Origin of the sequence: Clavibacter tessellarius (assembly GCF_001618005.1) — a bacterium.
Classification (GTDB): domain Bacteria; phylum Actinomycetota; class Actinomycetes; order Actinomycetales; family Microbacteriaceae; genus Clavibacter; species Clavibacter tessellarius_A.
On record NZ_LQXA01000013.1, the window covers coordinates 122299 to 134747 of the forward strand.

The window sequence follows — 12449 nt, forward strand, 5'->3', positions numbered from 1 at the left end:
CCCTCCTCGCGGCGAGCCGCCTCAGTGGTGGAACAGCCGCAGGCCGGTCCGGACATGGACGATCCCGTGCTCCGCGCACGCGGCCGCGACCTCGTCGGCGCGCACGGATCCGCCGGGCTCCGCGATCCAGCACACACCGTGCCGCCGGGCGTGGTCGACGTTGTCGCGGAAGGGCAGGAACCCGTCGGAGACGAAGGCCACGGCATCGAGCCCCGCCAGCCATGCGCGTCGTCGGGCGGCGTCGATCACCGGGACTCCGCCGAGGAGCACGCGGGACAGTCGGGATGCCTCGTCTGGCGTCATGTCGCCCTCGAGGCAGCGGATCCGCCCGTTGATCCGCTCCTGTCGCCCGACCCCGGAGCGGAACGCCATGTCCCGCACCTCCGGGAGGCGCCGCAGCCACCAGGCATCGGCCTTCGCGCCGGCGAGACGCGTGCAGTCGACCCGTGACTGCTGCCCCGCGCCGATCCCCAGGGTGACGCCGTCGCGGACGTACGCGACGGAGTTCGACTGTGTGTAGCGGAGCGCGACCATTCCGAGGAGCAGGTCGTCCACGGCGCCATCCGGCAGCGGCCCCCCGTCCGCGGGCGCGAGCAGCCGCCGGTCGATCACCATGTCGTCCCGCGGCTGCGTGAGACGCACCCCGTGCACGTCCCGTGACTCCTCGGCAGGAGGCACGACGCGCTCGTCGGCCTCGAGCACGACGAAGGCGCCGCCCTTCTTCCGTCGCAGGATGTCGACGGCGCCGGGCTCGAAGGCCGGGGCGATGATCCCGTCGGACACCACGGACGACACGCGGGTCGCCAGATCGAGGGTGACCGCGTGGCTGACGGCGATGAAGTCGCCGTAGGACGACTTGGGGTCGGCATCCCGGGCCCGCAGGTACGCGCTCGTCACGTCGTCGACCTCCTCCGCGGCGTCGAGCCCGGCGTCGGCGCGGAGCACGGCATCCAGCCCGCCCGACCGGGCGACGCCCGCCGGGGACACGTGCTTGAACGACGCGGCCACCACCGCGCCGAGTGCGACGCCGGCCTCGCGCACGAGCTGCCACGCGTTCAGGGCGTCCAGGACGTTCACGTAGGAGAGCTCGCCGTTGACGACGGAGAAGGGCATGGCGTCCGGGAGGACGGGTGCGAGCCGCGCAGGGTCCCGGTGCGGGTTGATCCCGTATCGCATGTCCATGTCGCCATCGCCTCCTGCGGTCGTCGTGACGCGTCGCACCCGCGCGTCGGGAGCGGTCGGGATCGTGCCGCGGGACGCCAGTACATCGAGGATCCGCCCGGCGCCCGCTGCTCCGTGCACAGGCCGGGACCGGGTCGCCGCCCGCCCCCGCTCGTAGGGTGGGGGCATGAGCGATCGCGACGAGCACGCAGACGGCATCCGCACCGGGCGCGGCCCCGGCGATCCCGACGGGCTGGTGACCGTGGACGACGTGGTCGCGGCCGACGGCGGCCCCGCCGGCGTGGGAGACGCGGTCCGCGAGCCGGAGGGCACCGACTACGGGCACGCGGAGGAGGACACCCTCGCGGTCGAGGACGCGGATCCGGCGAGCGCCGAGTACCCGGAGCTGCCGGACAACCGCTCCGTCACCGCGGCCGACTCGCATATGAGCGCGCCCGCCGACGACGCCGCCGGCCACGTCGACCCCGAAGGCCGCTGACGTGACGGATCCGACGGCCGACGGCCCCGCGCGCCACCCGCTCGCCGAGCCCGCAGCCATCGACGCCGACTCGATGGAGGAGCTGGCGGAAGCCGCCGAGGAGGACGCCCGCGAGGACGCCCCCGACCCGTTCGGCGAGGGTCCCGACGACATGTGATCCGGCTCGGGATCCCCGGCGACGCCCCGCCCGGATCCCGTGCATGGGCGTTGCCTGAACGCCACCACACGCCGCGGGAGGCCGAGCGTAGCGTCGGCCGCATGGACACCGACGACCCGCGCCTCCAGCCCGCGGACACCTCAGACACCAATCAGGACAAGGACTTCATCTCGCCCAGCGAGGACGACACGCAGGTGAAGCAGGAGCAGCAGATCGTCGAGAGCGAGGGCGTCTCCGACGACGTGCCCGCCGCCGCGGACGACGTGCAGGTGCTCCCCGGATCGGGCGGACCCGACGACGTCGGTGAGATCGACGTGGATCCCGACGAGCTCAACCTCAGCGGCGACTCGATCCCCGGCCACCCCAAGCCCGAGGCGGGTGAGTGACCGTGACGGACGCCACCTCCACCGCCCCCGGTGACGACGCCACCGGCGACGACACGGCCCTCGACGCGGTCGGCATGGACCAGGAGACCGTCGTGAACGACGCGGTCGCCGGCGAGACCGTGCTGCCCGACACCGACGAGCCCGTGGAGCAGATCGACGAGGACGACGCGGTCGCGGCGGCCAACGCCGAGCCCGAGGCCGACGCCCTCGGCGTCGACGGCGAGGCCGAGGCGGTCCTCGCCGACAACGACCTCGCCGGCCAGGACATCGACCTCGACGACACCCCGCCGAGCTGACGCCCGGCACCCCACGCACCCGCACGACGCACCAGCCGAAGGAGAGCACATGAGCACCGACCAGTACACGTTCCAGGACCCGACCAAGATGTACGCCGACATCGACCCGACCGCGCAGCAGCAGGACGGGCCCGGCCTCGACGCCGACCTGGACGAGACCGCGGACCGCGGCGAGAAGACGTACCGCGGATCCAGCCGGCTCGAGGGACGCAAGGCCCTCGTCACCGGCGCCGACTCCGGCATCGGCGCGGCCGTCGCCATCGCCTACGCCCGCGAGGGCGCGGACGTCGCGCTCTCCTACCTGCCCGAGGAGGAGGAGGACGCGAAGAAGGTCGTCGCCCTCATCGAGGAGGCGGGACGCACGGCCGTCGCCATCCCCGGCGACATCTCCACCGCGGAGTTCAGCCGCGAGCTCGTCGCGAAGGCGGTCGAGGGCCTCGGCGGCCTCGACATCGTCGTCAACAACGCGGGCAAGCAGCAGAACGTCGACGCGCTCGAGGACATCTCGGACGAGGAGTTCGACCTGACCTTCAAGACCAACGTCTACGCGATGTTCTGGATCACGAAGGCCGCGCTCCCCCACCTGAAGCCGGGCTCGACGATCATCAACACGTCGTCGATCCAGGCCTACGCGCCGTCGCCGAACCTGGTGCACTACGCCACGACCAAGGCGTCGATCAACGCGTTCTCCAAGGGCCTCGCGCAGCAGCTCGCGCCCAAGGGCATCCGCGTGAACGTCGTCGCGCCCGGCCCCATCTGGACGCCACTGCAGACCGCGGGCGGCCAGCCCGCCGACGCGCTGCCCGAGTTCGGCGAGCAGACCCCGCTCGGCCGCGCCGGCCAGCCGGCCGAACTCGCCCCCGCCTACGTGTTCCTCGCGTCGAACGAGTCGAGCTACGTGATCGGCGAGACGCTCAACGTCAACGGCGGCATGCCGACGCCGTAGCGACCTGACGTCGGGCGCAGGCCGGACGCGCTCGCGCGAGGGCCGGAGGGGATCACCCCTCCGGCCCTCCGTCGTCCACGGGGGTGGCCAGCGCGGAGGCGGACGCGCAGCGACCATGGCGGCGCTCCGCCACGATGCGCCGGGTGATCGTCCGGTGATGTGCGGCGAGCACCGCGGTCCGCGCCACCACCTCCGCCAGGGCCATCGTGACGAGCGCGGTCGACCACGTGCCTGCCGCGTGCAGGTCGAGACGGACGCTCGCCTCGGCGATGATCCGCCCGCCCCCGTGGAGGGCGATCAGGCCGAAGGCGAGGCGCCCGCCCATCCCCGCGATCCACGCGGCCGCCGCGAGCCAGGACGCCCGGGCGACGACGACCCCGGCGCGCGCCTCCACCCGGGTGAGGAGCCCGCACGCGATGCCCAGCGCCGCACCCAGCGCGCCGAGGCCCGCGACGAGCGCACGGTCGGATGCGAACGGCGCGACGGCGCCGAGGTACTCGACCCCCGCCCAGGCCACGAGCAGGACCGGCCACAGGAGGCTGAGGAGCGTCAGGCGTCGACCCCGGAGCTGCCGCACCACGAGCAGGATCAGCGCGATGGAGACGAGCGCGTCCGACACGTCCATCCGCGACCCTCCTCCACCTCCGGCATCCGGCCCGTCGGTGCCGGAACAAATACATCTGCATGCGATGCATCTGTGGCAGATGCTATTGTCCATCCAGGGCAGGCGCAAGAGCCCGCGTCGTCAGCGAAGGAGGTGGGCATGGCCGCTCGGGAGCCCGCGATCGACGTCGTCGCGCTGAGCCGGCTCGCCCGGATCCTGCGCGAGATCGCCCTCGAGGCCAGCCAGGGCGGGCGCGACCTCCCGGTGACCGGCGGCGAGCTGACGCTCATCGAGGCCGTCGCCCGGCAGCCCGGCAGCACCATCCGCCAGCTCTGCGAGACGACCGGGCTCGCGCAGAGCTGGGTCTCGACGCTGGCCCGGCAGCTGGCCGACAAGGGCGTGCTGCGGCTCGAGGCGGATCCGGCCGACGGGAGACGCACCCTCGTGCGGCTCGCGCCGGAGACCGCTCGGCGCGCCCTGCACGAGGAGGGGCGCCGACCGATCGGCGACGCCCTGACACGCGCGCTCCCCCATCTCGACGCGGCCGACGCGGCGGAGCTGGAGCGCCTCCTCACGAGGGCCCATGCGCTGATCGCACCCGGACGCATCCGGGACGCCGAGCGCGCACCGGAATAGGGTCGGGGGATGTCCGGCACCACGGCCCGCGTCGGCGGGAACGTCCTCGCGGGGCTCGTCTCCGCCGTCCGCCTCGTGCGTCGGCCGCGGCCGCTGCATCCGCACGGCGTCGCGCTCTCCGGGACGCTGACGCCCGTCGCGGGCCGTGCCGCATCCGGGCTCGCGTGGCTCGACGGGCTCGACGCGCCGCTCGCCGTCGACGCCCGCTTCTCCCGCGGCGGCGGCCTCCCGCCAGCGCTCCCCGACGTGCTCGGGCTGGCACTGCGGATCCCGGACGGCGGCGGCACCACGGTCGACCTGCTGCTCGCGACCACGGGCCTCTCGCCGCTCGGCCGATTCCTCCTCGCACCGCGGCGCGCGCTCTCCGGCGCGCGACTCACCACGCTGATGCCGTACCGCGGATCCGCGGGACCGGTGCTCGTCGGCGTGCTGGTGGACGCGGATCCGCCGCTGCCGGCCGGCGCCGCCGACCTCGGGCGGGCGCTCGCGACCCGGCCCGCCGGGATGCGGCTCGTGCACGCGACGCCGCGCGGGCGGTGGCACGTGGCGGCGCGCATCGAGCTGGGCCACGACGCGAGCGGGCCGCTCGACACGGCGACGCGCGCGGATCCGGTGCTCGCGGCGCCGCCCGGGGACACCACCTATCCGTGGACGCGGCGGCTGCGGGCGCCGGGCTACCGGGCCGCGCGACGCGGCCGACCCGTCGCGTCCCAGCATGCGGCGCAGGATCCGGACGCCTGACGGGAAGCGGACGACCGACGCGATGGTGATCGGTAGGCGGCCGTCACGCGCTCATGGACGCAGGTCGGGCCGGAGGAGATCCCCCGGCCCGTCCGACACGTCAGATGCGTCAGGACTTGCGGCAGCGCGAATACTGGATGTAGGGGATCACCGCATCCATGCCGTGGACCTTGCAGTCGGATTGCCGGACGACGGCGCTATCGAACAGCGCGGTCAGGCTCTTGAAGCACTGGTCGCCGAGGTGGTAGAAGTTGCACACGTCGGTCGCGGCGCCGATCGATCCGTCGGGGTATTCGGGGTCGAGGTACCGCGGAGCGATGTACAGCCGCCCCGTCGGCTGACGGCGGTCGCTCGCGGCCACGGCCCCGGCGTCGGCCGGGCGGCTCTCCGAGGAGTGCGTCCACGTGGTCGTGCTCGCGGCCGACGCCGCATCCGTCGGCGAGGCGACGGAGACCCCGAGGGTCACGACGGCGGCGAGCGCCAGGGCGGCGGACAGGCGGCGGGCGACGCTGCGGATCTGAGATGACATGGGTGCTCCTTCTGCGCGCGAGAAGGGGGGGGGATCGCGGCGGATCGAGACGCTAGCGGGTCCTCGGGGCCGGGCCGTGCGCGCGGCCCGCGCCTGTGCACTCGGCCCCTGACCTCCGGCCCCGGTCCGCCGGCCTCCGGACGACCCGCTGCGCATCCGAACGAGTCCGGACGTGCATGCCGAGCGGGACGGAGGCAGGACCCGGGAGACGGTCCGACGGGCCGGAGGAGACCTCCGGCCCGTCGGACCGTACGGAGAGCGCGGGTGCGCTCAGGAGGGGCCGGAGGGGTCCCGGCCGGGTGCGCGCCGCGCGACCGTCAGCGGCCGCAGCGCGACTGGAAGGCGTCGGGGAACACGATGGTGTATCCGCCGGTGATGTTGCAGGTGCGCCAATCCACCATTCCCTGTCCACGCCGGAGGACGTAGGAGGCGATCGTCACGCAGGCCCTCCCCGTGTGATTCGCCGTGCAGATCTGGACCGCGAGCTTGTCGGGGTCGGTCTGGCCGTACGCGAGTCGCGCGAGGTCGTACGGCGTGACGAAGAAGGGGCGGTTGACCAGTCCCGCCTGGCTCGCCGTGATCGAGCCGGCGTCCGCGGTGGAGGACGAGGTCGGCGCGGCGGGGGCGGCGGATGCCGAGCCGGCCGGAGTGGAGACGGAGACGCCGAGACCGACGACCGCCGCGAGGGCGGCCGTCGCCAGGAGGCGGCGAGAGGTGCGTCGCGGGGTGGTTCCGAGGTGAGAGGGCATGTGGACTCCTTGTGGTCCGCGGCGACCGTCGCCGGGGAGCGATCGAACCGTAGCGATGCGCCGCGCCGCGCCGGACCGCCTGTGGACGGGTGCCGCCGTGCCGGTGGCGCACCGGAGCGGGGACGGACGCGTGACGCGGACCCAGCCCGCGTCGACGCGCGGAACGGGCCGGAGGAGATCCTCCGGCCCGTTCCCTCCGTCATCGCGCCGGCAGCGTGAGCGCCGGATGCCGCCGACGATCGCCCCCGCGACGCGGGCCCGGCGGTCGTCGTGGTCCGGCACCGGCCGGATGTGCCTCCGTCACCGGCCGCAGTGCGACCGGTGCGTCGAGAAGTACGAGATGGTGAAGCCCTGACCGCGCTGGCACGTGCGCGGGTCGGTCGTCCCCGGCCCGCCCCGGAGCACCAGGGTGAGCGACTCGACGCAGCCCAGGCCCGAGTGGAACCGGGTGCAGATCAGGCCCGCGAGCGCGCGGGGCTGGAGTGTCCCCGACTTGATGTTGTCGACCGCTCGCGGGCTGACGTAGAACGTGCGCTCGATGGGATCCGCCTGGCTCGCCGCGATCGGGTCCGCCTGCGCCGCGGAGGACGAGGTCGACGCGGCGGGGGCTGCGGATGCGGAGCCGGCCGGGGCGGACATCGACACGCCGAGACCGAGGACCGCCGCCAGGGCGGCCGTCGCGAGCAGGCGTCGGGTGGTGGACGGCGGGGTGGTCGTGAGGCGAGAGGACATGGGGCCCCTGATGGTCCACGACGACCATCGCCGCGGAGCAGTCGAACCGTAGCGACGCGCCGCCTCCCGGCGGGCCGCCTGTGCACGTGCGGGCGAGGGCGCGCCGCAGACGGCGGGTGCGTGCCACGCGCACCCGCCGCGGGAGCGGCCCCGGCTCCGGCCCGTTCGGCATCCGGCTACCGAGGCAGAGGGCACCGCTCCGCCCAGGAGGGTCCGGAGCGGTTCCGCGCAGGGGCTCGGCGCGCGTGGATCAGCGGCCGCAGTGCGATTTCCCGAACGAGGGGACGACCACGGTGTAGCCGCTCAAGCCCCCGCAGGTGAACACGGTCACCCGACCGAGGAGGCGCAGGCCGGCCTCCACGAGCGGCACGCACGTCCTCCCCGATCCATGTGCCGTGCAGGTCTTCACCGCGAGTCCCGCGAGGGAGATCTGTTGGCTTGCCAGCATGGAGAGGTCGGTCGAACTAACGAAGTAGGTGCGAGAGGAGATGTGCAGCCATTCGCTCGCCGCGATCGGATCGGCTACCGGGGACGAAGATGCGGACGAGGAGGCCACGACGGGCGTCGCGGTCGCCGGACCGGCCGGCGTGGCGACCGAGACGCCGAGAGCGATGACCGCCGCGAGGGCGGCCGTCGCCAGCATGCGCCGTGGGGTGAGACGCGCGGCGGCGCCGAGGGAAGAGGACATGAGGACTCCTGGTGGTCCGCGGCGACCGTCGCCGGGGAGCAGTCGAACCCTATTGACGCGCCGCGAGCCGTGCCGGGCGTCCACAGGAGCGGACGTGAACTCCAGACGGACGACTGGGGTGCGCCGGTCGCACCCGCCGCGTCAGCGGATGCGCTGGCCCGGCCTCCTCGTCATCCGCCGAGGACGAGGTCGGCGCGGCGGGGGCCGCGCTCGTCGTGGCCGCTGAGGATCGACCCGCCCGGCCTTGTCACTGCTCGCCCGCGGGCGTTCCCTGGGGAGAGAGCGCCGACGGCGGCGCCGGAACCGGCAGGAGACCCCATGAGGGAGCTGAAGCTCGTCGCGGCCATCACGAGGATCGAGGACGCCGAGGCGCTGGATCCGATCGTCGACCGGGTGAAGGGCGTCGTCACCGCGCTGCTGAAGCCGCGTGCCCTCGCCGACCTGCTGCACGGGGTGCCGTTCGGGCATCCGCTGCACCCGGTCGCCGTGCTGATCCCGACCGGCGCGTGGGTCTCCTCCGCGGTCCTCGACCTCCTGCCCGGCAACGAGAAGGCCAGCCGCGCGCTGGTGGGTGTCGGGATCCTCAGCGCCGCGCCGTCCATCGTCTCCGGCTACGCCGACTGGTCGCAGCTGCACGAGCAGCAGATGCGCGTCGGCATCGTGCACTCCGCGGCCAACGCGCTCGCGACGGGCCTCTACGGGCTCTCCTGGATCCAGCGGGCGCGCGGCAAGCAGACGAGCGGCCGGCTGCTCGGTCTCGCGGGCCTCGGGCTCGTGTCGGCCGGCGGCTTCCTCGGCGGCCACCTCGCCTACCGGCAGGCGGCGGGCGCGAACCACGCGGAGGACGTGCCGCACCGCTTCCCGGTGGGCTGGCAGGAGCTCGGCCAGCTCGACGACCTGCCCGACGGCCGCCTCACGAAGCGCGACGTCGCGGGCCTGCCCGTGCTCGTGCGGCGCCACGGCATGACCGTCGACGCCCTCAGCAACGTGTGCAGCCACCTCTCCGCCCCGCTCGACGAGGGCGAGCTCGGCACCGACCCCACGACCGGCGAGGCGTGCGTCACCTGCCCGTGGCACGACAGCGTCTTCAGCCTCGCGACCGGCGACGTGATCCACGGACCTGCCACCGCGCCGCAGCCCCGCTTCGAGACGCGCGTCACGGGCGGGCTCGTGGAGGTGCGGCTGCCGAACGCGGGGTGATCCCGACACGTCAACCGGCTGGATCCGGGCCGAGAGGACCCGCGTCGACCCGCGGGCCGGCTCGCAGGAGCACCGCCGCGGCACCCGCGAGGACGACGCACATCACGATGAGCAGCGCTCGGTAGGGCATGTGCGCGACGAGCGAGGCCCCGACCGCGATCGCCGCCGTCTGCGGCACCGTGAGCGCCATGTCGAACGCCGAGTGGACGCGGCCGCGCAGGCGATCGGGTGACCGCCTCTGGATGAGGGTCGTGCAGCCGACGACGAGCGGGGGCAGGGCGGCACCCAGGACGAGGGAGCCGAGCAGGACCGCCGGCGCGTCCGGCAGCATCCAGAGCAGGAAACCCGCGGCGAGCGCGGCGGATGCGCCGCCGGCCACTCGCAGCTCCCCGCGCCACCGGATCAGGCGCGCGGACAGGACGCCGCCGACGAGGGCGCCGGCGCCCTGCAGGCTGGACGTCGCGCCCAGGAACGACGGCTCCAGCCCGAGGCCCTGGCTCACGACGGCGAACACCACGCTCTCCGAGAGGCCGAGCGCGCCCCACACCCCGGCGCAGACGACCACGATCACGCGTAGCGCCGGATCCGTCCGCACGTGCGCGAAGCCCGCGCCGATGTCCGCCCGCACCGACACCGTCCGGTCGCGCGGGGACGGGGTCGGCTCGTCGACCCGTATGACCATCAGCGTGACGACGGCCACGGCGAACGAGACGGCGTCGACGACGGCGACCATGCCGCCCCCGAACGCCGTGAACAGGCCGACGCCCACGACCGGGCTGAGCACGCGGGCACCCTGCTGGACCGTCTGGAGCAGGCCGTTGGCGTCGCCGAGCAGCTCCTCCGGGACGATCGCCGGCAGGAGGGCGGACTGCGCCGAGGAGATGATCGTGGACGCGGCGCCGTAGAGCGTCATGACGGCGTAGACGAGCCGCACGTCGCCGGCATCGCGCACCAGCAGCAGGAGCAGGACCACGGCGCCCGTCATCGCGTTCACGATGATGAGCAGGGGCCGCCGGCGCACCCGGTCGACGAGCACCCCGACGAACGGCGAGGCCAGGGCGGGCGCGGTGAGGAAGAGGAACGTCGCGGCGGCGGCGCCGTCGGATCCGGTCAGCTCCCGCACCCACACCGCCGTCGAGAGGAACAGGGCGGTGTCGCCGAAGATCGAGGCGATCTGCCCGCCCAGGTAGATGCGTGAGCGGCGATCGCCGAACAGTCGCGCGAGGGGCCGGGCGGCGATCCCTGTCACGGGGCAGGGCGCATCGGGTAGCCCAGCACGAGCAGCTCGACGGGCAGCGCCCCCGCGGGCCGGGACGCGGGATCCGTGCGGCGCTCGCCGTGGAGCGGCCGGATCATGTCCTCGATGCGCTGCCGCAGCTCCGCGAGCTCGGCCGGCGTCAGCCAGTACCCGTACTGGTCGTGCACGGCGGCGTCCCGCCACTGCTCCGGGTACGCCGTCGCCGTCTCGCGCCACTCCCCGTACCGCGCGAGCCACCGGTCGACGAGGACGCGGTGGAGGACCTCGCCCGCCCGCCGCTCCTCCGCGCTCCCCTCCGACTCGAGGTGGAGGCCGTCGCTCGTCACCTCCCACGGACGTGCGCGCCCGCCGGGACGCGCGCTCTCGCGGACGAAGCCGTGCTCCGCGAGATGCCGCAGGTGGAAGGAGCAGAGGCTGGGCGACGCTCCCACGCGAGGGGCGAGCTGCGACGCGGTGAGGGGACCGTCGAGCGTCATCTCCTCGAGGATGGCGAGCCGCAGCGGGTTCGCGAGGGCTCGGAGCTCGGCGGCGCCCGTGACGCGTCGCTGTTCGGACCGGGCATCGAAGGACATCCTTCGATGGTCGCGACGCGAGCGACGCCGCGGGCGCGTCCTCCACAGCCGTCGTCGGCGATCAGGCCGTCGCATCCGCCGTCCCGCGCAAGCTCACGACCGCGACCACCGCGCAGCCCGCGAACGCCACGGACCCCGCGATCGTCGGCACCGCGATGCCCGCCGTCGCGAGCGCGCCGCCCAGCGCGGATCCGACCGCCAGGCCGAGCAGGCTGAGCACGCGGCCGGCGGCGCCCACCCGGCCGAGCAGCGGATCCGGCACCAGGCGCTGCCGGAGCGAGGTCGCGCAGACGCTCCAGACCACCGCGTGCAGGATGTAGAGCGCGAGCAGGACGCCCGCGACGACCGGATCCCGCGCGACCGCGAGCCCGGCGAGGCTCGCGCAGCCGAGCGCGAGGGCGGCCGTGATGGTCCATCGGGCGCCGAGGCGGGAGCGCAGGGGCGCGGCGATCGCGGATCCGGCCAGGCCGCCGAGCGCCGACGCCGCGAGGAGCACGCCGTAGCCGGCCGCGTCGAGCCCGAGCCGGTCGCGCGCGAAGAGCACGAGCACCGAGAACGGGAGCATGTAGCCGACGCTGGCCAGGCCGCCGATGAGGGCGAGCGATCCGACCACACGGTGCCGCGCGAGCCAGCGCACGCCCTCCGCAGCCTCGCGCACGACGGAGGCGCGCGGCCCGTCGAGGGGAGCCGCGGCGGGCGAGCGCCGCGGCAGCGCGAGCGCCATCGCCCCGGCTGCGAACCACAGCCCGCCCGTCACGTAGACGGGCACCGCGGCGGCGAGAGCGAACAGGATCCCGCCGAGCGGCGGCCCCACGAACTCGTCCGCCACGAGCTGGGTCCCCGCGATGCGCGCGTTGGCCCGGTCGAGGCCGTCCCGCGGCACGAGCGACGGCAGCACGGCGACCGCGGCGCCGTCGGCGGCGCTCTCGAGCGCGCCGACCACGGCCATCACCGCGTAGAGCACGACCAGGGAGCCGGCGCCCGTCTGCAGCGACACCGCGAGCGCGAGCACCGCCACGCCGCGGAGCGCGTTCGCGACCACGAGCAGCGTGCGCCGGTCGAGCCGGTCGACGTGCACGCCGACCGGCAGCGCGACCACGAGCCGCACGAGCGCGTAGGTGGTTGCGAGGCCAGCGACGAGCCGTGGGTCGTCGGTCAGGCCGGCCGCGACGAGCGGCATGGCGACGAAGACGAGCCCGTCCGCGAGGTTGGAGAGCGCGTTCGCACCCCACAACGCCCGGAACGGGCTCGTGGATCTCACGCCGGGCTCCCCGGGGCGGCGTGCGCCCCGAGGA

The 12449-nt window shown here is 74.5% G+C and carries 17 protein-coding genes; 8 read left to right on the forward strand and 9 right to left on the reverse strand.

From position 1 onward, the window contains the following. Positions 1-21 precede the first annotated feature (21 nt). Positions 22-1380 (reverse strand): phosphoribosylaminoimidazolecarboxamide formyltransferase, encoded by a 1359-nt coding sequence (locus AWH51_RS02820; protein WP_368072666.1) that lies wholly within the window; start codon positions 1378-1380, stop codon positions 22-24. Here AWH51_RS02820 and AWH51_RS02825 point away from each other — a divergent pair. The 5 genes from AWH51_RS02825 (at position 1349) to AWH51_RS02840 (ending at position 3445) form a co-directional block, all read left to right on the forward strand. Then, the gene (locus AWH51_RS02825) at positions 1349-1660 is read left to right on the forward strand and encodes a hypothetical protein (protein ID WP_063070609.1); all 312 of its coding nucleotides are present in this window, start codon (positions 1349-1351) and stop codon (positions 1658-1660) included. The two genes, AWH51_RS02820 and AWH51_RS02825, sit on opposite strands and share 32 nt — an antisense overlap. Position 1661: 1 nt before the next feature. Continuing rightward, positions 1662-1817, forward strand: a complete 156-nt coding sequence (locus AWH51_RS16170) for a hypothetical protein (RefSeq protein WP_175345454.1) — start codon at positions 1662-1664, stop codon at positions 1815-1817. A 101-nt stretch (positions 1818-1918) separates the two neighbouring features. Further along, positions 1919-2203 carry a hypothetical protein gene (locus AWH51_RS02830; protein WP_063070610.1) on the forward strand — a complete coding sequence of 95 codons (285 nt, stop codon included), beginning with the start codon at positions 1919-1921 and terminating at the stop codon, positions 2201-2203. A 2-nt stretch (positions 2204-2205) separates the two neighbouring features. Beyond that, positions 2206-2499 carry a hypothetical protein gene (locus AWH51_RS02835; RefSeq protein ID WP_254654448.1) on the forward strand — a complete coding sequence of 98 codons (294 nt, stop codon included), beginning with the start codon at positions 2206-2208 and terminating at the stop codon, positions 2497-2499. Between the two features lie 49 nt (positions 2500-2548). Beyond that, a complete protein-coding gene (locus AWH51_RS02840) occupies positions 2549-3445 on the forward strand; it encodes a glucose 1-dehydrogenase (RefSeq protein WP_063070612.1) in 897 nt (298 codons plus the stop codon). A gap of 52 nt (positions 3446-3497) precedes the next feature. Here the strand turns inward: AWH51_RS02840 and AWH51_RS02845 are convergent, their stop codons facing one another. After that, on the reverse strand, positions 3498-4070 hold the full coding sequence (locus AWH51_RS02845) for a hypothetical protein (RefSeq protein ID WP_063070613.1): 573 nt from the start codon (positions 4068-4070) through the stop codon (positions 3498-3500). A gap of 138 nt (positions 4071-4208) precedes the next feature. On the opposite strand from AWH51_RS02845, the gene AWH51_RS02850 reads away from it, so the two are divergent. Together AWH51_RS02850 and AWH51_RS02855 are read left to right on the forward strand one after the other, a co-directional pair. Further along, on the forward strand, positions 4209-4685 hold the full coding sequence (locus AWH51_RS02850) for a MarR family winged helix-turn-helix transcriptional regulator (protein WP_063070614.1): 477 nt from the start codon (positions 4209-4211) through the stop codon (positions 4683-4685). A 9-nt stretch (positions 4686-4694) separates the two neighbouring features. Continuing rightward, complete coding sequence (locus AWH51_RS02855; protein WP_063070615.1) at positions 4695-5426, forward strand: hypothetical protein; 732 nt, start codon at positions 4695-4697, stop codon at positions 5424-5426. A gap of 109 nt (positions 5427-5535) precedes the next feature. Here AWH51_RS02855 and AWH51_RS02860 read toward each other — a convergent pair whose 3' ends face one another. The 4 genes from AWH51_RS02860 to AWH51_RS02875 all read right to left on the reverse strand — a co-directional run bounded on the left by AWH51_RS02860 (position 5536) and on the right by AWH51_RS02875 (position 8124). After that, complete coding sequence (locus tag AWH51_RS02860; protein WP_063070616.1) at positions 5536-5955, reverse strand: hypothetical protein; 420 nt, start codon at positions 5953-5955, stop codon at positions 5536-5538. Positions 5956-6272: 317 nt separating this feature from the next. Further along, entirely contained in the window at positions 6273-6704 is a 432-nt protein-coding gene (locus tag AWH51_RS02865) for a hypothetical protein (protein WP_063070617.1), read from the reverse strand. A gap of 300 nt (positions 6705-7004) precedes the next feature. Next, positions 7005-7436 (reverse strand): hypothetical protein, encoded by a 432-nt coding sequence (locus AWH51_RS02870; protein WP_063070618.1) that lies wholly within the window; start codon positions 7434-7436, stop codon positions 7005-7007. Between the two features lie 250 nt (positions 7437-7686). Continuing rightward, positions 7687-8124 carry a hypothetical protein gene (locus tag AWH51_RS02875; protein WP_063070619.1) on the reverse strand — a complete coding sequence of 146 codons (438 nt, stop codon included), beginning with the start codon at positions 8122-8124 and terminating at the stop codon, positions 7687-7689. 318 nt (positions 8125-8442) lie between these two features. On the opposite strand from AWH51_RS02875, the gene AWH51_RS02880 reads away from it, so the two are divergent. Continuing rightward, the gene (locus AWH51_RS02880; protein WP_063070620.1) at positions 8443-9324 is read left to right on the forward strand and encodes a Rieske (2Fe-2S) protein; all 882 of its coding nucleotides are present in this window, start codon (positions 8443-8445) and stop codon (positions 9322-9324) included. A 10-nt stretch (positions 9325-9334) separates the two neighbouring features. Here AWH51_RS02880 and AWH51_RS02885 read toward each other — a convergent pair whose 3' ends face one another. The 3 genes from AWH51_RS02885 to AWH51_RS02895 form a co-directional block, all read right to left on the reverse strand. Continuing rightward, complete coding sequence (locus AWH51_RS02885) at positions 9335-10573, reverse strand: MFS transporter (protein ID WP_175345455.1); 1239 nt, start codon at positions 10571-10573, stop codon at positions 9335-9337. Continuing rightward, the gene (locus tag AWH51_RS02890; protein ID WP_063070621.1) at positions 10570-11154 is read right to left on the reverse strand and encodes an ArsR/SmtB family transcription factor; all 585 of its coding nucleotides are present in this window, start codon (positions 11152-11154) and stop codon (positions 10570-10572) included. The genes AWH51_RS02885 and AWH51_RS02890 overlap by 4 nt, the downstream gene beginning before the upstream one ends. 61 nt (positions 11155-11215) lie before the next feature. Beyond that, positions 11216-12415 carry an MFS transporter gene (locus tag AWH51_RS02895; RefSeq protein ID WP_063070622.1) on the reverse strand — a complete coding sequence of 400 codons (1200 nt, stop codon included), beginning with the start codon at positions 12413-12415 and terminating at the stop codon, positions 11216-11218. Positions 12416-12449 lie beyond the last annotated feature (34 nt).